The organism is Streptomyces colwelliae (assembly GCF_048158785.1).
Taxonomy (GTDB): domain Bacteria; phylum Actinomycetota; class Actinomycetes; order Streptomycetales; family Streptomycetaceae; genus Streptomyces.
On the sequence record NZ_JBLTJC010000198.1, the window covers coordinates 1 to 18,924 of the forward strand.

Annotated in this window: 18 protein-coding genes; 3 read left to right on the forward strand and 15 right to left on the reverse strand. The window is 70.2% G+C overall.

Annotation, left to right across the window (positions count from 1 at the left end; all coding sequences use genetic code 11):
* Positions 1-59 precede the first annotated feature (59 nt).
* The 8 genes from ACNFOC_RS32720 to ACNFOC_RS32755 form a co-directional block, all read right to left on the reverse strand.
* Positions 60-722, reverse strand: coding sequence for an isochorismatase family protein (locus ACNFOC_RS32720; RefSeq protein ID WP_416962658.1), 663 nt, complete (start codon positions 720-722; stop codon positions 60-62).
* On the reverse strand, positions 719-1,396 hold the full coding sequence (locus ACNFOC_RS32725) for an SRPBCC family protein (protein ID WP_416962659.1): 678 nt from the start codon (positions 1,394-1,396) through the stop codon (positions 719-721). The genes ACNFOC_RS32720 and ACNFOC_RS32725 overlap by 4 nt, the downstream gene beginning before the upstream one ends.
* Positions 1,397-1,399: 3 nt before the next feature.
* Positions 1,400-1,948, reverse strand: coding sequence for a (2Fe-2S)-binding protein (locus tag ACNFOC_RS32730; RefSeq protein ID WP_416962660.1), 549 nt, complete (start codon positions 1,946-1,948; stop codon positions 1,400-1,402).
* Entirely contained in the window at positions 1,945-4,323 is a 2,379-nt protein-coding gene (locus ACNFOC_RS32735; RefSeq protein WP_416962661.1) for a xanthine dehydrogenase family protein molybdopterin-binding subunit, read from the reverse strand. The genes ACNFOC_RS32730 and ACNFOC_RS32735 overlap by 4 nt, the downstream gene beginning before the upstream one ends.
* Positions 4,320-5,168, reverse strand: coding sequence for an FAD binding domain-containing protein (locus tag ACNFOC_RS32740; RefSeq protein ID WP_416962662.1), 849 nt, complete (start codon positions 5,166-5,168; stop codon positions 4,320-4,322). The genes ACNFOC_RS32735 and ACNFOC_RS32740 overlap by 4 nt, the downstream gene beginning before the upstream one ends.
* A gap of 41 nt (positions 5,169-5,209) precedes the next feature.
* Entirely contained in the window at positions 5,210-6,607 is a 1,398-nt protein-coding gene (locus ACNFOC_RS32745; RefSeq protein ID WP_416962663.1) for an MFS transporter, read from the reverse strand.
* Positions 6,608-6,726: 119 nt separating this feature from the next.
* Entirely contained in the window at positions 6,727-7,995 is a 1,269-nt protein-coding gene (locus tag ACNFOC_RS32750; RefSeq protein ID WP_416962664.1) for an FAD-dependent oxidoreductase, read from the reverse strand.
* Positions 7,996-8,050: 55 nt separating this feature from the next.
* Positions 8,051-9,082, reverse strand: a complete 1,032-nt coding sequence (locus ACNFOC_RS32755) for a 2,5-dihydroxypyridine 5,6-dioxygenase NicX family protein (RefSeq protein WP_416962665.1) — start codon at positions 9,080-9,082, stop codon at positions 8,051-8,053.
* Positions 9,083-9,374: 292 nt separating this feature from the next.
* Between ACNFOC_RS32755 and ACNFOC_RS32760 the strand changes: the two genes are divergently transcribed.
* Together ACNFOC_RS32760 and ACNFOC_RS32765 are read left to right on the forward strand one after the other, a co-directional pair.
* Positions 9,375-10,034, forward strand: a complete 660-nt coding sequence (locus tag ACNFOC_RS32760) for an RNA polymerase sigma factor (RefSeq protein ID WP_416962666.1) — start codon at positions 9,375-9,377, stop codon at positions 10,032-10,034.
* Positions 10,031-10,654, forward strand: a complete 624-nt coding sequence (locus tag ACNFOC_RS32765) for a hypothetical protein (protein WP_416962667.1) — start codon at positions 10,031-10,033, stop codon at positions 10,652-10,654. Before ACNFOC_RS32760 ends, ACNFOC_RS32765 begins: the two co-directional genes overlap by 4 nt.
* Positions 10,655-10,664: 10 nt before the next feature.
* Here the strand turns inward: ACNFOC_RS32765 and ACNFOC_RS32770 are convergent, their stop codons facing one another.
* The 7 genes from ACNFOC_RS32770 to ACNFOC_RS32800 form a co-directional block, all read right to left on the reverse strand.
* On the reverse strand, positions 10,665-11,513 hold the full coding sequence (locus ACNFOC_RS32770) for a PaaX family transcriptional regulator (RefSeq protein ID WP_416962668.1): 849 nt from the start codon (positions 11,511-11,513) through the stop codon (positions 10,665-10,667).
* A 12-nt stretch (positions 11,514-11,525) separates the two neighbouring features.
* Complete coding sequence (locus ACNFOC_RS32775; RefSeq protein ID WP_416962669.1) at positions 11,526-11,930, reverse strand: acyl-CoA thioesterase; 405 nt, start codon at positions 11,928-11,930, stop codon at positions 11,526-11,528.
* 29 nt (positions 11,931-11,959) lie between these two features.
* Complete coding sequence (locus tag ACNFOC_RS32780; RefSeq protein ID WP_416962670.1) at positions 11,960-14,335, reverse strand: bifunctional salicylyl-CoA 5-hydroxylase/oxidoreductase; 2,376 nt, start codon at positions 14,333-14,335, stop codon at positions 11,960-11,962.
* Positions 14,332-15,990 (reverse strand): AMP-binding protein, encoded by a 1,659-nt coding sequence (locus ACNFOC_RS32785; RefSeq protein WP_416962671.1) that lies wholly within the window; start codon positions 15,988-15,990, stop codon positions 14,332-14,334. The genes ACNFOC_RS32780 and ACNFOC_RS32785 overlap by 4 nt, the downstream gene beginning before the upstream one ends.
* Before the next feature lie 61 nt (positions 15,991-16,051).
* On the reverse strand, positions 16,052-17,008 hold the full coding sequence (locus ACNFOC_RS32790; RefSeq protein WP_416962672.1) for an acyl-CoA thioesterase: 957 nt from the start codon (positions 17,006-17,008) through the stop codon (positions 16,052-16,054).
* Complete coding sequence (locus ACNFOC_RS32795) at positions 17,005-17,490, reverse strand: cupin domain-containing protein (RefSeq protein WP_416962673.1); 486 nt, start codon at positions 17,488-17,490, stop codon at positions 17,005-17,007. Before ACNFOC_RS32795 ends, ACNFOC_RS32790 begins: the two co-directional genes overlap by 4 nt.
* 2 nt (positions 17,491-17,492) lie before the next feature.
* Positions 17,493-18,320: a fumarylacetoacetate hydrolase family protein gene (locus ACNFOC_RS32800; protein ID WP_416962674.1), complete on the reverse strand. Its 828-nt coding sequence runs from the start codon at positions 18,318-18,320 to the stop codon at positions 17,493-17,495.
* Between the two features lie 176 nt (positions 18,321-18,496).
* Between ACNFOC_RS32800 and ACNFOC_RS32805 the strand changes: the two genes are divergently transcribed.
* On the forward strand, positions 18,497-18,913 hold the full coding sequence (locus ACNFOC_RS32805) for a RidA family protein (RefSeq protein WP_327406841.1): 417 nt from the start codon (positions 18,497-18,499) through the stop codon (positions 18,911-18,913).
* Positions 18,914-18,924: the final 11 nt, after the last annotated feature.

Below are 18,924 nucleotides of genomic sequence, written 5' to 3' on the forward strand. Positions count from 1 at the left end.
GCCAGTAGGCGGGTGGGTGGGGGCATGGGTTCTCCAATTACGCAGAGCAACAGGTGGGGTTACGGGGATGTCCTGGGCAGTCCGTCGAGATAACCGACGGCGGCCTTGAGGTCGATCACGTCGCCGTACTTGGCCTGGATGTCGAAGAGGTTCGCCTCGTGCGGACCCGGCGCGCGGTCGCCGACGCACTCCCTCGGCACCAGCACCGGGAAACCGGACTGCACGGCGTCCACGGCGGTGGCCCGTACACAACCGCTGGTCGTCGCCCCGCAGACCAGGACCGTGTCGCAGCCGAGTCCGGTCAGCAGGGCGGCCAGGGACGTGCCGAAGAACGCGGAAGCGCCCTTCTTGACGATCAGATGGTCCTGCGGTGTGCGAGGCAGGCGCGAGTCGAGCGCAACTTCCTCGCCGCCCTCGACGAGGCTTCGCATGCCCTGTGCCTTCTGTAGCCAGGTGACGGCGTCGCCCGCCGCCTCAGCCGATGTGTAGGCGATCGCGGTGAACACCACCGGTACGCCGGCCGGACGCGCCGCCGCGATCAACTCGCCTGTCGCCGCGACGACTTCGGTGAGGTCGGCCCCTGAGGGGAAGCCCGGTTCGGTGAAGCCGCGCGTCAGGTCGACCACGACGATCGCGGGGCGGCCGCCGCGGCGCACGGGCGCCCCGAACCCGGCCCGCCGGTAGGTGTGTTCCGTCTCCTGGCCGTACTGAGCGTCACTCATGACGTCCTCCGAAGGGTGCGCAACTCCCGTGCCTGGGCGCCGAGTCGGCCGAGCAGCCAGCCCTCCAGGACACCGACGGCGAACGCCCCTGCCACCAGGCCGTACTTGGCGGCTCGCGGGCCCAACAGCATGGCCAGGCCGTCGAGATCGGAGTCCGGTGCCACGGCCGGTCGCGCTGCGGCGGGCGCGATCGGGGGCGCGGACACGGCAGGGGTGGTTCCCGCGGCCCGGTCCTGGTCCAGCAGGCTGCCCAGGTTCCGTGCGAACTGCTGGAGGATCCGGTCCGACACCGTGACGATCGCGCCCTTGCCGAACTGGACGATCTTGCCCCGGATCACCAGGTCCGTCGAGAGCTGGAGCAGCGCTCCCTCGGGCGCCGCGAGGACGTCGAGAGAGACCTCCGCCTCCGCGTCCCCGCTGCCGTGGGTGTCCGTACCGCGCGCGTGCACCCGCAGCCGCCGGCGCTCGGCGTCGATCTCCAGGAAACGGACGGTGCCCGCGTACGAGGCGCTGATGGGACCCACCCGGATCTTCACCCGGCCCCGCCAGGTGTCGCCGTCCTGCCCGTCGAGCGCGGCACCCGGCATGCAGGAGGCGACCCGTTCGACGTCGTTCATCAGGGCGAAGACGTCGTCGGGGGAGGCCTGGATCGGCACGGTGTTGGTGAGCTGCATACGTCAGTGCTCCTTGCCGGCAGGGCTGTCGCAGATGTCGGCGCACGTTCCGCGCCGAGCCGTCGCGCAGGCGTCGATCGCCTCGACGATGGTCTGGTAGCCGGTACACCGGCACAGGTTCGAGGCGACCACCTCGCGGATCTCCTCCTTCGTGGCCTCGGGTCGCTCGGCGAGAAACCCCTCGGCGAGCATCAGGAACCCGGGCGTGCAGAAGCCGCACTGGAGCGCATGGTGCTCGCTGAACGCCCGTTGCAGATCGTTGAGTTCACCGCCGCCGTCCTCTGACAATGACTCGACCGTGCGGATCCGCGCCCCCTCCGCCTGCGCCGCGAACATCAGGCAGGCGCGTACCGGCCGTTCGTCGACCAGCACCGTGCAGGCGCCGCAGATCCCGTGCTCGCACCCGACGTGCGTACCGGTCAGCCGCAGTTCGTGCCGAAGTACGTCGACGAGGGTGCGGCGGGGCTCGGTGATCACGTCGTGCCGTTCGCCGTTGACGTCGAGGGCGATGAGCTGGAGGTTCGGATGCGTCGCCACGGGGTCGGTGTTCATGAGGACAACTCCAGGCTCGGGGCGCCGTTCAGGGCGCGGTGCACGGTCTCGGGGGTGATCGGCGTGTGGTCGAGTTCGACGCCGGTCGGGCGCAGGGCGTCGTTGACGGCGTTGAGTACGGCGGCGGGTGCCCCGATCGTGCCGCCCTCGCCGGCACCTTTCGCGCCGGTCTCGGTGAACGCGCAGGGCGTCTCCAGGTGGTGGATCAGCACGTCCGGGATCTCGTGCGCGGTGGGCACCTTGTAGTCCATGAAGCCGGTCGCCGACGGCTCGCCCTGGGCGTCGTACGTCACCTGCTCGAACAGCGCGCCCGCGATGCCCTGCGCGATGCCGCCCCGGCACTGCCCTTCGACGACCTGGGGGTTGATGGCGACCCCGCAGTCCTCGACGCACACGTACCGCAGGATCTCCACCTGCCCTGTGCCCGCGTGGAGTTCGACGACGCAGGCATGGGTGGCGTTGGAGAAGGTGCCGTCGTTGAAGACGTCGAAGGTGGCGGTGACCGACAGGCCCGGCTCGATGTCCTTGGGCAGCAAGTGGGCCTGGAGATAGGCGATGTCGGCGATCTCCTCGTAGGTGAGGACGTCCTGGGTGCTATGGCGGCGGGCGGCGCCGTCCGCCAGCTCCACCTCGTCGGGGGCAACTCCCCAGCGGGACGCGGCGATTGCGCGCAGCTTGTCGCCGAGCTTCGCGGCGGCCAGGCGTACGGCGCTGCCGCCGATGGTGATGGAGCGGCTGGCGAAGGTGCCGAAGCCGTAGGTGATGCGGTCGGTGTCGCCCTGATGGAGTCTCACCTTGGCTATGTCCAGGGCGAGTTGGTCGGCGACGATCTGAGCCATCGTCGTCTCGTGGCTCTGGCCGTGGTTCATGGTGCCGGTGGTGAAGGTGACCGCGCCGCTGGTGTCCATCCGTACCTCGGAGATGTCGAAGCCGGGGACCACCTTCATCTTGCGCTGCGCGAAGGCCGCCGAGCCGTAGCCGGTGCGCTCGCTGAAGCACGAGTAGCCGATGCCGATGTGCCGGCCCTCGGCCGCCGCCGCTGCCTGCTTCTCGTACCAGCCCTCCTCCCGGACGGACCGCTCGCACAGGTCGAGCGACTCCAGGTAGGAACCCGGGTCGTAGGTGATGCTGTTGACGCCCTTGTACGGGAACTCGGTGATGACGTTGCGGCGGCGGATCTCGACCGGGTCCAGGCCGAGTTCGCGGGCGGCGCGCTCGAAGAGCCGCTCCATGACCATGACGTACTGCGGTCGGCTCACCCCGCGATACGGGCCGGTGGGCGCCTTGTTGGTGGTGACCGCCCGGCCGCGCACCCGGTACGCGGGCAGCTTGTAGACGCCGGGCATCTCGGCGGATGCCATCAACGGCTCGATGCCGGCCGTGAACGGGTAGCAGGAGTACGCGCCCATGTCGCAGACCACGTCCGTGTCGAGTGCGAGGATCCTGCCCTCGGCGTCGAAGGCCGCGCGCGCCCGGTAGTGCTGTTCGCGGGCGAGGAACGACGCGGACAGGGCGTCCTTGCGGTCCTCGATCCACTTCACCGGCCGCCGCAGCCGCAGCGCTGCTGCCGCTGCGGCGATCTCCTCGCGGCCGACGACGCACTTCTGGCCGAACCCGCCGCCCATGTCGGGCACCACGACCCGTACTGCGCGCTCGTCGAGGCGCAGGCAGCGGGACGCCACCGTCCTCACCTGGTGCGGGATTTGAGTGCAGGTGTGTACGACGAGCTGTTCCTCGCGGTCGTCCCAGTGCGCCACGGCGCCCCGGGTCTCCAGCGGCAGCGCGTTCTGCCGTCCGGTCCTGGTGTCGACCTCGACGACACAGGGCGCGGACGCGAAGACCTCGTCGATGCCGTCCGTCGCGAAGAGCGAGACGTCCACCAGCGTGTTGTGCGCGGCTTCGGCGTGGACGAGCGGCGCGCCGGCCGCGAACGCCGCCTCCTCGGACATGATCGGCGGCAGCGTGGCGTACGAGACCTTCGCCGCCTCCAGGCCGTCCTCCGCCGCGTACGCGTCCCGGGCCACGACGATCGCGATCGGCTCACCGACGTAGCGGACCTTGTCGCGGGCCAGCACCGGCATCGCGGTCGGGACGAACTCCGAGAGCGGGCGCCCCAGTTGAGCGACGATGTCACCGAGTTCCAGGTCCTCGGCCGTGAACACCGCGACGACGCCCGGGACTTCGCGCACCGCCGACACATCCACCGAGGCCAGCTCTGCGTGGGCGACCGTGCTGCGTATGAACTGGGCGTGCAACATGCCGGGCAGCGCGATGTCGTCGACGAACCGGCCGCGCCCGGCGAGCAGGCGCGGATCCTCGCGACGGCGAACCGCCTTGCCCACCAACTTCCGTTCATTCATGGGGACATCGCTCATCGGGACACCGCCTCCTCGCAGGCGCGCCGGACCAGGGTGCGGACGAGTTGCTTGCGGTAGTGCGTGCTGCCGGACGCGTCGGCGGGCGGCTCCACGGCCTCCGCCGCAGCCGACGCACACGCCTCGAAGGAGCCGCCGCTCACCAACACCTCCTCCGCCTCCGGCACCCGGACGGCGGCGGAGGCCACCCCGCCGAGCGCCACCCGGCCCCCGCGCACCTCGCCGTCCTCCACATCGAGGTCGACCGCGGCGGCCACGAGGGCGAAGTCCCCGCGCCGTTCGGCGAATTCGGTGAGTGCGGCGTGCGGTGCGGGGCGCGGGAAGACGATCTCGACGAGGATCTCGTCCGGGTCGAGGGCCGTTGTGTAGTAGCCGTGGAAGAAGTCCCCGGCAGGGACGGTGCGTTCACCCTGCGGCCCGCGCGCCACGAACTCCGCGCCGAGCGTCACCGCGAGCAGACACCACTCGGCGGTGGCATCACCGTGCGCCATGCTGCCGCCGACCGTGCCACGGGTGCGGATCGGGAGGTGTCCGATCCAGGTCATGGTCTTCCGCAGGACCCCGAAACCCGCCCCCAGCACCCCGGCCGGGTCGCTCTCCACCGTGTGATGGGTGGTGAGCGCCCCGATGCGCAGTCCGCCGTCGGCGGTCCGGTGCATCCGGTCCAGTTCGCGCAGGCCGCCTATGTCGACGAGGTGGCGCGGCCGGGCCAGCCGGTAGTTCATCATCGCGACGAGGCTCTGTCCGCCGGCGATGACCTTGGCGTCGTCGCCGAGTTCGGCCAGCAGCCGCGCGGCGCCGTCGACGTCGCGGGCCCGGTGGTACTGGAAGGGGGCGGGCTTCATGGTCCTCCGTAAGTAGTCGGTCGGCCTGGGAGGGCTGTGCCTCAGAGAGCGGGCTGCTCGGCGACGCTCAGCCGCGGGAGGGCCGGCGATTCCTCCTCGTCGGCGTCCAGGACCCGGCCCTTCGTCTCCGGTGCCGCGAACGCCATCCATACGACGGCCAGGAGTACCGCGACCCCGAGCACCGCGAAGGTCGTCGCCAGTCCCAGCGCGGGCCACATGAGCGAGCCGAACAGCATCGGGGCGAATCCGGTGAGCGCCCGGCTGACCGACGAGGCCCAGCCGAAGCCGCTGGCCCGCAGTTCGGTGGGGTACAGCTCGGAGGCGTACGCGTACAGGGCGGGGATGGTGAGCTGGATCAGGAAGCCGAAGACGGCGATCGCGACGACGGACCCGGTGGGCATGTCCATCACCAGCGCGAACACGACCAGCGCGAGGGACGCGATCGGCGCCGAGACCCCGATGAGCCACTTGCGGCCGACGATGTCGACGAGGGCCGTGGACACCAGCACACCGATGATGCCGACCCCGCTCATCAAGGTCGTCTTCATGAAGGCCGCCGTGTCACCGAGGCCCTCGTCCTTGAGGATCGTCGGCATCCAGCTCAGGGCCGCGTAGTAGACCAGCATGATCGTGGCGAACAGCAGCCAGGCGGCGGAGGTGACGCGCGGGCTGAACTTCCATATGCGGCGCAGTTGTTCGGCCGCCGCGGCCAGTCCGCGTGGGCCGGTCTCGGCCACCGGCTCCGGGATCGAGTACAGCACGGCGGGCGCGCCGGTGCGGGCGACCAGGTCGTCGATGACCTGCCTGGCCTCCGCCTCGCGGCCCTTCTTCGCCAGGTAGATCGGCGACTCCGGGATGCCGCGGCGGGCCCAGAACAGCAGCAGCGCGGGCAGGACCATCGTCGTCAGCATCCACCGCCAGTTCCCGTCGACCGACAGCAGCGCCGTCGACACGAACCCGCACAGCGTGACGCCCACCGGCCACCACACATCGAGCCCGGTCAGCACCCGGCCCCGGTACTTGCGCGGTGAGAACTCGCTGACCAGCGCGTAGTCCACGGGGATACAGCCACCGAGACCGATGCCCGCGAGGAAGCGCAGCGCGAGGAAGACGGGGTACGTGGGCGAGAGCGCGCCGAGGACGGAGAACACGGCGAAGATCAGCAAGGTGACACTGAAGGCCTTCTTCCGGCCGATCCGGTCCGCGACCGAGCCCCAGACGATGGCGCCCACGGCCATGCCGACGAGGTTGGCGGTGGCCACGTACCCGCGATCGCTCAGCGAGAGGTCGAAGTGCTCACCCACCAGCGGCATGAGGAAGCCGTTGAGGGCGATGTCGTACGCGTCGAACAGGTAGCCGAGGCCGCCGATGATGAAGATCTTTCCCTGGACGGGCCATTTCCAGGGGAGTTCCTGAACTATCTGATCGCCTGTTTTCACGTTCGCTCCACGGTGTTGCGTGTCTGGTACGTGCCGCACGGTTGCGGGCGCGCTTTTTCGCGGGGCTCCGGCGTGCGGACCGGACGGTGTGTGCAGGGGGTGGCAGTTCTCAAGGGGACTCAGCGCGCGAACCGGTACGAGAACGCGCCGAGATCCGGGTCGTTGAGCGGCGTGCCGGACCACAGCCAGTCGTAGGAGAGGTCCGACTCGCCGTCGAAGTTCCTCAACTTCTCGTCCCTGGCCCGCTGTTCGGGGCCGTCGGGCAGGTGGTAGAAGGTCTTGTTGCGCAGCGATGCGTCCTGGACCATGCCGGCGTGCTTGGCGCGCCGGTCGACGTAGCGGCGCAGCGCTCCCTCGACGTCGGCGGACGTGACCGCGCCGAGTTCCTCGGCCAGTACGGCGGCGTCCTCCATGGCCTGCGAGGCGCCCTGTGCCTGATAGGGGAGCATCGCGTGGCAGGCGTCGCCGAGGAGGGCGACCCGGCCGTCCATCCACACCGGGTCGCGGCGCCGGTGGTGGAGAGCGAAGGCGGAGACGTCCTCCTTCGCCTTGGACAGCATGGCCGGCACGCGGTCGTCCCAGCCGGGGAACGCGTCCACGAGGTCCTGCGCGGTCGCCGTCACGCTCCACTTCTCGGCGACCTCGTCCGTGCAGGGCACGCACGCCACGACGTTGAGGTACTCGCCGCCCCGGATCATGTAGTGCACGAGGTGCCGGTCGGGGCCGTACCAGATGGTGCTCTGGAAACGGTCCACGAGCCAGCGCGTCGCCGGGTCGGCCGCGATCAACTCCCCTGGGATCAAAGCCCGGTAGGCCATCTCGCCGGAGAACAGCAGAGTGTCGGGGGCGCCCATCAGGTCACGCGTCCGCGAGCGGATGCCGTCGGCGCCGACAAGCACGTCACCGGCGTACCGGCGCCCGTCCTCGGTGACCGCCACGGGACGCTCGGGGTCGGTGCGGTCCAGCTCGACGACCTTGCTCCCGGTGTGTACGTCCACGACGGGTCCGGGACCGGCGGGGTCGACGCACGCGTCCAGCAGAACGCGGTGGAGATCGGCCCGGTGGTAGTGCCAGTAGGGGGCGTTGAACTGGTCCTTGCAGCGCTGCCCCAGCGAGGTCAGCGCGACGATGCCGCCGTCCTTCCACCGCCGCCGCACCTGGTCGAGCGGCTCGGTGTGGATGGCCTCCATCTGCGGGCGCAGCCCCAGTCCCATCAGGACGCGGCTCGCGTTGGGCGCCGTCTGGATGCCCGCGCCGGCCTCACCGAGCTCGGACGCCTGCTCCAGGACGGTGACCCGCAGACCGCGCTGCCGCAGTGCCAACGCGGTGGTGAGCCCGCCGAGACCTCCTCCGACGACGGTGACTTCGTACGACTGGCTGGGCGCCACACTTCCTCCAACTCGCCTGCGGTTACGGGTGGTTCATGGGCCAGGAGTGACGCGCTCAGCCGTCGGTGAGCTTCCCGGCGGTGACGACCTCGACGTCGTCGACCGTGACGGTGCAGCCGCGCATCGCGATGTCGAGGTGGGCGTACGACTCACGCCCGAGGACCGGGTGCGGGCCCGTCGACCAGAGGAAGTTGCCGGCGAACGCGCGGGCGTCCATGCCCATCAGGTCGTCCTTGCCGTACATCGCCGTGGCGAACCAGTCGGCCGTACGCATCAGGCCCCACCCCATGTGGGAGAGGCTGCGCGCCCACTCGTCCCGGGCGTCCTCGAAGAACGTCGACAGCAGCTCGGCCTCGGCGCCGCCGGACACCTTCTCGATGTGCCCGCCCGCGATCTGGAGGGTGACGGGGGAGCGGACGTACTCCTTGAAGGGCAGCAGGATGTCGCCCTCGGCGAGCACGATCTGGCCGTCGGAGATCTCCGGCCAGCACAGCACCATCGTGCTCGGCCAGTGGTCCCAGCGGCCCGGGTCGTCGGCGAAACCGCACTGGAACTCCGGCTTGGAACCGGCGAGTTGGACGGTGAGGTCGGTGCCCGCGTCCGAGGTGACCCGCATGACGGACGACCGCTTCAGCAGGTCGACGCCCTCCAGCACCTCCGCCTTGTCGCCCTCCTTGGGCAGGTTGCGGATCAGTACGTCGGGGGCGTCGCAGACGAAGATGATGCGGGTGCCGGCGCGCAGGATCTCCTGCTGGACCGGCGCGTGGATGAAGCCCTCGCGGGTCAGGTCGACGACCAGGTCCGCCGACTTGAGCAGGTCCTGCGCGGTGCTGTCGTTGAGCACGGAGACCAGGCCGGGGCCCGCACCGGTGTGGGTGCTCGGCATCGGCGCGGGGCTGCCGCCCGGCACGGTCGCGGAGATGACATGGGCCCCGCACGCCTTGGCGGCGCCGAAGGCGGCGGCGACGTAGTCACCGCGGCTGCCGGGCTCGGACAGCACCACGACGTGCTCGCCGCTGCGCAGCTTGCAGAGCCGTAGCTCGCGGGTGAAGGCGTCGAGCAGGTCGACGGACGAAAGATCGAACACGGGCTTCTCCAGATATCGCCGAGGGTGCCGATCGCGCTCTTCGGCGGGCTGCGGACATGCCGCGGACACGCTCCGGGCGCGGTGACGGAAGGGGGAGCGAAGAGGGGGAGAGGAGGGGGACGGAGAGCGGAGGCAGGGCGGACAGACCCCGCGAGGCATGGGTTGAGCAGCGTTTTCGGTACGGTGGGGTGCCGCCCGACAGAGATAATCCGAGCACGTACTATCTCGGCTTGGCAAGGGGTCGCGCGCCGAGTTAACACGGTTCTTTCATGACGGTCCGTCAGGGGAGAGGGTGGCCGAGGGCGTGAAAACCGAGGCCACGACGGTGAAAGGAACCGGCCGCGGCCGGACAGTACGGGGTGTGGAATCCATGACGGAACAGGAGGCGCGCCGGATGCGGCGGGCGCGCTTCGAAGGACTGGCGCATCTGGTGGTGGAACCGCTGCACCGGTATCTGCTGCGACGGACGAGCGCCGACATGGTCGACGACGTCCTGTCGGAGACGATGCTGGTGCTGTGGCGTCGTCTTGACGATGTCCCCGGGCTCGGAGCGGGTTCCGATCCCGATGCGCCTCCCGATCCCGATGACGTGTTGCCCTGGTGCTACGGGGTGGCTCGGGGGTGTCTGGCGAACGCCCGCCGTGCCGACGGGCGCAGGCTCCGGCTGGTGGAGCGGCTGATCCGGACCCAGGAGGAGTCTCCGGCGGGGGCCGCCGATCACAGCGAGCTGCATGCCGCGCTCGATGCCCTCGGGGCGCTCGACCGCGAGGTGGTGCGGCTGTGGGCGTGGGAGGGGCTCGCGCCGCGGCAGATCGCGGAGGCGACCGGGCTGACGTCCAACGCGGTGAGTATCCGGCTCCACCGGGCGAAGGCGAGACTCGCCGCACAGCTGGGGCGAAAGGATGCCGAACGGCCCGGACACAAGAGGGATGAAGGAAGGAGCAGTCAGTGAATGACGACGAGTTGCTGGCCCGGCTGAAGTCCGCGGACCCGGCGCTGACCGGAATTGCTCCGCCGCCCGACATCGACCGCCTTGTGGAGGACACCTTGAACACCGACACCGCGCTTCAGTCCGCGACCACCGCCGCCGGCATCGCGACCGCGGGATGGGGGCGCCGGCGTCTCTTCGGACTCGCGGCGGCCGGACTACTGGTACTTGGCGGCGGCGTCGCCGGAGGAATCATGGCCACCAGCGGTAACGGCAACGGTCATTCGGCCTCGGCCAAGACCGTGCCCTCGGCCGGCGCGCTGCGGCTCACCGCCGAGAGCGGCTCCGGCAAGTGCGTGGTACCCGGCCTCGACACGCTGAGGAAGTACCCGACCCTCTTCGAGGGAACGGTCACCTCTGTCAAGGGCTCGACGACCACATTCCGTGTGGACCAGTGGTTCAAGGGCGGCGACGCGGAGACGGTCGTACTCACCAGCGACACCAGGATCCCGGAGACGTTGTCGTACGCGGAAGGCGGGCACTACATCGTGGGCGCCAAGGACGGCTTCGTCCCGCCGTGCGCCGCGATCGACGCCTCGCCCGAGACCATCGCCGAGTTCCACCAGGCGTTCTTCGGGAAGTGACCCCACCGGATCACGAGGGGTCGTCCAGCAGGCTCCGGGCGAACTCGTGCGCAGGGTCCGCCAGGGCGTGCCGGAGCGTGGCGAAGAGATCCGCCGCCGTCGCGCCGGACCAGGTGGCGGGGAGGAGGGTGCTGGGCAGACCCGGGTCGAGATAGGGCAACCGCCGCCAGGCCGTGAGGACTTGGACGTAGTCGATGAACGCGGCCCGGTCGGACACCGTGCCCGGCTCGGCCCAGCGCCCGGCCATCGACGTGAACTCGGCGACGAAATCGTCGTAGAGCTTCTGGAGCGCGTCCAAGTCCCACCAGCGGCCCACCTGTTCGGCCGGGTCACCGAAGGCCACGTAGTCGCCGCGGAAGAGGTCGACGTACTGGTCCAGGCCGTGTCGCAGCAGGTGGTCGCGGGTGTCGTCGAGGGCGTGGGCCGGGGCGATCCAGATCCCGGACGAGACCGTGCCGAAGCCCAACCAGGCCAGCCGTGACCGGAGTTGGTGCCGGTGCTGGCGCTCGCTCTCCGGTACCGAGAAGACGGCGATGACCCAGCCGTCGTCGGTGACGGCGTGGCGTTCGAAGATGCGCCGGTCACCGGTCTCCAACACGGAACGGGCGTACGGCGACAGCGCGTAGCCAGCGCGCCCGTCCCGGCGCTCGGCCACCAGGATCTCGCGGCGCTTGAGCCGGGAGATCGACGAGCGGACCGCCTGGGCGTCGACGTCGAGTTCGGCGAGCAGCCGGATCAGGGTGCTCACGCTGATCCAGCCGCCGACCTCGCGCGCGTAGAGGCCGTACACCGTCACGATCAGGGATCGCGGCGGTGCGGGCTGGCCCTGGCTGTCGTCTTCGAGATCGCTTGCCGTCACGATCGTAGTATTTCAGTGCGCCCGACCGGCGTCCGATCCCGCCCGGCCGCCCAGCGCGGTACGCCAGGCGGCCGGCCAGGGCGCACTGCCGCCGGTCTCCTTGTCGGGGACGTGCACGGTGACATAACTGCCCCTAGCGGCACGGCAGTTCGGCTTGCCGTCCGCGGTGTTCCGCCACACCTCGAAGCCGAAGGTCATCGAGGAGCGGCCGAGGCGGACCAGCTCGACCCGCGTCTCGACCTCCTCGCCGAACCGGATCGACGCCTCGAACTCCACCTCGTAGCGCACCCTGGGTGCCACCGGGAAGTAGCCCGGGATGTCGTACGCGCGCATCAGCTCGGCCTCCGCCGCCTCGGCGAACCGGACGACGGTGGTGTTGTGGTAGATCCCGGCCGCGTCGGTGTCGATCCACTCCACGCGGGCACGGTGAACGCCGTAGGGCCCGCTCATTCCGCCGCCCTGCCCGGGGTCCACCGCAGGTGCACCGCGTCCCACGGAGTCTCACGCAGCAGCGCGAGGCGCGGGCGGACCGCGTCGGTCCGTGAGGTGGGCGGCTTTCGGCGGCCCGCCGCGAACTGCGCCGGCCAGTCGGCACCCGGGCCGCGGTACTCCTGCTCGGCGGCGGCCTGGAGAGTCCACTGCGGGTTGTAGAGGTGGGTACGCCCGAGCGCGCACAGGTCCGCGCGCCCGGCGAGCAGGATCGAGTTCACGTCGTCGTACGACGAGATCGCCCCTACGGCGATCACGGCAGCCCCCGCCGGAGCGGCGACCTCGTGCCGGATGCGGTCGGCGAACGGGGTCTGGTACGAGCGGCCGTACGCCGGCTTCTCGTCCTTCGTGACCTGGCCGGACGACACGTCCACCGCCGCCGCGCCGTGCGCGACGAACGCCCGAGCGATCTCGACCGCGTCGTGCTCGGTGTTGCCGTCAGGGGTCCAGTCGGTGGCGGAGATCCGTACCGTCACCGGGCGGTCGGCGGGGAACGCGGACCGTACGGCGTCGAAGACCTCCAGCGGGAAGCGGAGCCGGTTGGCCAGGTCGCCGCCGTACTCGTCGGTGCGGTGGTTGGCGACGGGGGAGAGGAAGGAGGAGAGGAGGTAGCCGTGGGCCGCGTGGACTTCGAGGAGGTCGAAGCCTGCTTCGGTGCCTCGGCGGGCGGCGGACACGAAGTCGGCTACGACCGCGTCCATGTCGGCCCGGGTCATCTCGCGCGGTGTGTGGCAGCCCGTGCCGTAGGGCAGCGGGGACGGGCCCATGACCTCCCAGTTGCCTTCGGTCAGCGGCTCGTCAATGCCCTCCCACATCAACCGAGTTGAGCCCTTGCGGCCCGAATGGCCCAGCTGGAGACCGATCTTCGCCGTGCTGCGCGCGTGGACGAAGTCGGTGACCCGGGTCCACGCGTCGCGCTGCGCGTCGTTCCACAGGCCCGTGCAGCCCGGGGTGATGCGGGCCTCGGGGGAGACGCAGACCATCTCGGTCATGACCAGGCCGGCGCCGCCGAGCGCCTTGGAACCGAGGTGGACGACGTGGAAGTCGTCCGGCACTCCGTCGATGGCGGAGTACATGTCCATCGGCGAGACGATGATCCGGTTCTTCAACTCGAGGCCGCCGATGGAGAACGGCTGGAACATCGCCGGGACCGACTCGGTGCGGCCCCGGCCCTGGGCTTCGGCGAAGCCGCGCTCGATCAGGTCGGCGAAGCCGGGGTCGCGGTCCTTGAGGTTGTCGAAGGTGATCCGGCGGGACCGCGTGAGCAGGTTGAAGCAGAACTGCGCGGGGTCCTGGCCGGCGTACCGGCCGATGTTCTCGAACCACTCCAGCGAGGCCTGCGCGGCGCGCTGGGTGGACTCCACCACGGGGCGGCGCTCGGTCTCGTATGCCGTCAAGGCCTCGTCCACGGTGGGGTGTTCGTGCAGACACGCGGCGAGCGCGAGGGCGTCCTCCATGGCCAGCTTGGTGCCGGAGCCGATGGAGAAGTGCGCGGTGTGGGCGGCGTCGCCGAGGAGGACCACGTTGTGGTGGTGCCAGCGCTCGTTGCGGACGGTGGTGAAGTTCAGCCAACGGGAGTTGTTGGTAAGGAGCTTGTGGCCGGCGAGTTCCCCGGCGAAGATCTCGCGGATCCGGGCGACCGACTCCTCGTCGCTCACCCCGGGCGGGAACTGCGTGCCCTCCGCCGCGTCGAGGCCCGCCTTGCGCCATACGTCCTCCGCCATCTCGACGATGAACGTCGAACCGGAGTCGGAGAAGGGGTAGCCGTGGATCTGCATGGTCCCGAACTCGGTCTGCTTGACGAGGAATTGGAACGCCTCGAAGACCCGGTCGGTGCCCAGCCACATGTACTTGTTGGTGCGCTGGTCGAGGGAGGGGACGAAGGCGTCGGCGTACTTGGTGCGCACGGCCGAGTTGATGCCGTCCGCCGCGACCACGAGGTCGTAGGAGCCGCGCAGTTCGTCCACTTCGGGCGCGAGGGTGCGGTAGTGCACGGTGACGCCGAGTTCGGCGGCCCGCTCCTGGAGGATGTGCAACAGGTCCTTGCGGGCCATCGCCGCGAAGCCCTGGCCGCCGACCGTGAAGGGGTGCCCGTCGAACTCGATGTCGATGTCGGTCCACCGGGCGAAGCGGCTCTCCATCGCGTCGTGCACGACGGTGTCCGCGTTCTCGATGCCGCCGAGGGTCTCGTCGGAGAAGACCACGCCGAAGCCGAAGGTGTCGTCGGGCGCGTTGCGCTCCCAGACGGTGATCTCGTGCCCCGGGTCGAGCTGCTTCATCAGCGCGGCGAGGTACAGCCCACCAGGCCCGCCGCCCACGATCGCGATCCTCATGCCTGGTTCTCCTTCTCGACGATCCGACGCAGCAGGAAGTGCTGAAGCTTTCCGCTGGTGTTGCGGGGCAGCGCGTCGCAGAAGCGCACCGCCCGGGGGTACTTGTAGGGCGCCAGGTGCGCCTTGACGTGATCCTGGATGTCCTTGACCTTGGCCTCGTCGCCGACGACCCCCTCGACCAGGACGACGAACGCGCAGACCACAGAGCCTCGTTCGGGGTCGGGCTTGGCGACCACCGCGGACTCGAGGACGTCCGGGTGGGTGTTGATCGCCGACTCGACCTCGGGACCGCCGATGTTGTAGCCGGAGGAGACGATCATGTTGTCCGTGCGGGTGCGGTAGTAGAAGTAGCCGTCCTCGTCGCGGACGAAGGTGTCGCCCGTGACGTTCCAGCCGTTCACGACGTAGTTCTCCTGGCGCCGGTCGTCGAGATAGCGGCAGCCGACCGGACCGATGACTGCCAGCCGTCCCTCGACACCGGGGCCGACCTCCTCGCCGGCCAGGTCGAGGACCGTGGCGCGGTACCCGGGGACCGGCCGTCCCGTCGAGCCGGGCCGGATGTCGTCACCGGCGGCGGAGATGAAGATGTGGATCATCTCCGTGGCACCGATGCCGTCGATGACCTTGATCCCGGTCTCCTCGTGCAGCTGCCGCCACACCTCTTCCGGTATGTGCTCCCCGGCGCTGACCGCGCCGCGCAGACCGTGCAGCCGGTCCGCCTTGCCGGACTTGAGGATCTGCCGGTACGCCGTCGGCGCGGTCGCCAGCACGGTGACGCCCGCCTCGGCGACCAGCTCGGCCAGCGGCTCCGGCGCCACGGCCTCCGTCAGCAGCGCGCACGCACCGGCCCGCAGGGCACAGACGACCAGGATGCCGAGCCCGAAGGTGAAGGCGAGCGGGGCGGTGCACGACACGAGATCGTCGGGCCGTAGCCGCAGCGTGTGCCGGCCGAAGGTGTTGTCGATCGACAGGATGTCGCGGTGGAAGTGGGTGGTGATCTTCGGTACGCCGGTGCTGCCGGACGTGGGGCCGAAGAGGGCGACGTCGTCGGCGGCGGTGTGGACCGCGGTGAACTCCGCCGGTTTCGCGGCCACTTGGCGCGTCAGGTCGTCGGGTGCGTTGCCGCCGTACGCCACGATCGTGAGGTCCGGCAGGACGGTGTCGCGTACGGCCTCGACGTCCGCCGTGAAGCGGTGGTCGACCAGGGCGACGGCCGGGCGGGTCTTCTCGACGACGGGGGTGAGTTCGCGGGCCCGCAGGGCCGCCATGGTGGTGACGACGATGCCGCCGGCCTTGAGAACGCCGAGCCAACACGCCACGGTCCAGGGGTTGTTGGGGGAGCGCAGGAGCACCCGGTTGCCGGGGACCAGGCCGAGGTCGGCGGTGAGGACGTGGGCGATCTGGTTGGCGCGGCGCAGGAGTTCGCCGTAGGTCCACACCTCGCCCTCCGGTGTGCGCAGGGCCGGGCGGTCGGGGCCGAAGCGGGCGGTGGGTACGTCGATGAGTTCGGTGCCCGCGTTGAGGCGCTCGGGGTATCGGAGTTCGTCGGTGGTGAACTCCAGGACCGGCCACTGGGCGCGCGGCGGGAGATGGTCGCGGGCGAACGTGTCCGGATAGGCGGAGGGCGAGAGGCCCATCTGGTCCAACTGGTCCATCGGGAGGGTCCTTTCCGCAGGCCGGGGGCGGGCCGTGCAGGGATCAGGAGCTGCGTGGGAATCAAGAGCTGCGGATCAGGCCTTCCTGGACGACGGTGGCCAGGTGGGTACCGGTGGGGGTGAAGAACCGGCCGACGGCGAGGCCGCGACCGGCGTCGGCGGCGACGGCTTCCTGGGCGTAGAGGAGCCAGCCGTCCATGGGGCCGGGCCGGTGGAACCACATCGCGTGGTCGAGGCTCGCGGTGATGAGCCCCGGGAGCGCCCACGGCAAGTCCAGTACGCGCAGGACGGGTTCGAGGATCGTGTAGTCGCAGACGTAGGCGAGCGCGGCGAGGTCGCGCTGCTCGTCGGTCAGCCCGTCGACGGGACGCAGGGCGTCGAACGGCCTTACCCACAGCGCCTGTTGGGGCACACGCTCACCCTCGACCGTGAGGTAGACGGGTCCGGGCACGTGCCGCATGTCGAAGCTGCGCCCGCCGCTCCAGTACGCCTCGGAGGTCTCGGTCATCGTGCCTCGGGGTGCGGACGTGTCACGCAAGTACGCGGCGGAGCTGGGCAGTTCGGTGGGATCCGGTACGCCGACGGGGGGCTCGGCGGCGAAGGTCGCGCCCGGCTCGCCCGCGGCGAAGTTGGCGAGGCAGGTGTAGACGGGCTTGCCGTTCTGGAAGCCGCGGACCTGCCGGGTGGCGTAGCCGCGCCCGTCGCGCAGCAGCTCCACCTCGTAGCGGACCTCGGCGCCGATGTCGACGGGCCGCAGGAAGTACGAGTGCATCGAGTGCAGCGTCTTGCCCTCGACCGAGCGCATCGCGGCGGCCGTGGCCTGCGCGACCATGTCGCCGCCGTAGGCCTTCGGCCACGGGCAGGGCTGGGTGGTCGCGGTGAAGGCGAGGTCGAAGTGCTCGGGCTCGGTGGGGGTGAGGGCGATGGCGGCGGTGAAGGCCGCCGAGGTCGGGCCGGAGAGGATGCCGTCGCGGGCGTCAGCGCGGACGTCGGTGTGGGTGGCTCGGGAGTCGTTCACGGCCGGTCCAGCCAGTCGCGCAGGTCGGCGTCGGCCACCTCGTCGAGGTTGACCACGATGTTCTCCGGGGTGCGGGTCGTCATCCAGGTCAGGGGGTTGTTGCGGTCGAGGTTGCACTCGACGTGCGGCATGAACGGCGGGACGAAGACCCAGTCGCCCTCCCCGAGGTCGATGTAGTCCTCGAACCGTTCGCCGAAATAGATCCGGGCCCGCCCCGAGAAGACATAGCCGCCGGTCTCCGCCTCACCGTGGTGGTGCGGCACCGAGCGATAGCCCGACTCGTTGCTCACCTTCCCGAACCACAGCTTGGTGGCCGGCGTGTGCTGGACGGAGACGCCGGAGATCCGGGTCGCCCCGGCGGACTGGCCGGTGGCACCGACCTCCAGACCACCCCGGGTCACGACCGGTACGACCAGGCCGGACTCGTTGGCGTACAACGAGTTGTCGCCCTCTAGGACGTACTTGGAGAAATCGGGTTCCATGATCAGCTCCTGGAGTCGGTGAGGAGGCGGAAGCGGTTGCGCAGGGTGCCGATGCCGGGGATCTCGGTCTCGACGAGATCGCCGTCGGCGAGGAAGACCGGCGGGTTCATGCCCGATCCCACGCCACCGGGGGTGCCGGTGAGCACGATGTCGCCGGGGCGCAGGACCGTGAAGGTGGAGATGTAGGCGAGCAGATCGGCGGCGTCGAACACCAGCGTGCTCGTGTTTCCGCGCTGCCGCTCGACGCCGTTGACCCGGCAGATCACCTCGACGCCGGCGACCGGGTCGAGCTCGTCCGGCGTGACGACCACCGGTCCGAGCGGCGTGCTGCGGTCCCACGCCTTGCCCTGGAACCACTGGAGCGTGCGCTTCTGCCAGTCCCGCACGCTGACGTCGTTCGCGACCGTGTACCCGGCGATCGCCCGCGCGGCCGTGTCCCGGTCCGCGCGGCTGAGCTCCGCCCCCACGACGACGGCCAGCTCAGCCTCCCAGTCCACGTCGAGGCCGGGCGGCAGGACCAGGTCGTCCTCGGGGCCGGTCAGCGTGTCGGCGTACTTGGCGAAGAGCGTGGGGTGGGCGGGAAGCTCGCGGCCCATCTCGGTGATGTGGTCGGCGTAGTTCAGTCCGCAGCAGACGACCTTGCGCGGCGACGGCAGCGGCAACACCGGGGTGGCGCCGGGCAGTTCGGCTCCGGCGAGGCTCGCGAAGCGGTCGAGTTCCGTCGTCGTCAGCAGCGCGGAGAGGTCGTCGGCCGGCAGTGCCCGCCAGCGGTCGCCGTCGAGCACGGCGGCCGTGGTGCGGCCTCCGTGGGCCACGGTGGCGAGCTTCATGGGCGTTCTCCCTCGGGTTGGCGGTGGCCGGTGTGACGGTGGCCGGAGCGGCCGGGGTGACCGGGCTGCGTTATAGCGAGATTTTCACGACCGTCGAAAACAGTCAATAGATGGGCTAGGCTGCTTGCGTCAGCCCGTCCCCGTCCCCGTCCGATCCATCCGAGGAGCAACCAGCAATGACTCCGATCCCGGTGAACCCGCCCTCGCTCCCCACCCCGAGCGGCTACTCGCACGGCACGCTGAGCGGCAACACGCTCTACCTGGGCGGACAGACGGCCCTGGACGCGGACATGCGGATCGTCCCCGGCGGCATCGTCGAGCAGTTCAGGCAGGCGTTCGGCAACGTGCTCACCACGTTGCGCGCGGCCGGGGGTGTCCCCGAGGACCTGGTGAGCCTGACGATCTACCTCACCGACATCCCCGACTACCAGGCACACGGCAAGGAGATCGGGAAGGTGTGGCGCGAGCTTGCGGGGCCGGTCTACCCGGCGATGGCTGGGATCGGCACGACTGCGCTGTGGCAGGCGGAGGCGATGATCGAGATTCTTGGGGTTGCGGTGATTCCGGAGGAGCGGGTGGTACGGGGGGAGTAGGGGAGTGGTGG

Excerpts from the sequence above, each read along its gene's own strand:
- ACNFOC_RS32720 (WP_416962658.1), bottom strand. The coding sequence starts at position 722 with ATGAGTGACGCTCAGTACGGCCAGGAGACGGAACACACCTACCGGCGG.
- ACNFOC_RS32725 (WP_416962659.1), bottom strand. The coding sequence starts at position 1,396 with ATGCAGCTCACCAACACCGTGCCGATCCAGGCCTCCCCCGACGACGTC.
- ACNFOC_RS32730 (WP_416962660.1), bottom strand. The coding sequence starts at position 1,948 with ATGAACACCGACCCCGTGGCGACGCATCCGAACCTCCAGCTCATCGCC.
- ACNFOC_RS32735 (WP_416962661.1), bottom strand. The coding sequence starts at position 4,323 with ATGAGCGATGTCCCCATGAATGAACGGAAGTTGGTGGGCAAGGCGGTT.
- ACNFOC_RS32740 (WP_416962662.1), bottom strand. The coding sequence starts at position 5,168 with ATGAAGCCCGCCCCCTTCCAGTACCACCGGGCCCGCGACGTCGACGGC.
- ACNFOC_RS32780 (WP_416962670.1), bottom strand. The coding sequence starts at position 14,335 with ATGAGGATCGCGATCGTGGGCGGCGGGCCTGGTGGGCTGTACCTCGCC.
- ACNFOC_RS32785 (WP_416962671.1), bottom strand. The coding sequence starts at position 15,990 with ATGGACCAGTTGGACCAGATGGGCCTCTCGCCCTCCGCCTATCCGGAC.
- ACNFOC_RS32795 (WP_416962673.1), bottom strand. The coding sequence starts at position 17,490 with ATGGAACCCGATTTCTCCAAGTACGTCCTAGAGGGCGACAACTCGTTG.
- ACNFOC_RS32800 (WP_416962674.1), bottom strand. The coding sequence starts at position 18,320 with ATGAAGCTCGCCACCGTGGCCCACGGAGGCCGCACCACGGCCGCCGTG.
- ACNFOC_RS32805 (WP_327406841.1), top strand. The coding sequence starts at position 18,497 with ATGACTCCGATCCCGGTGAACCCGCCCTCGCTCCCCACCCCGAGCGGC.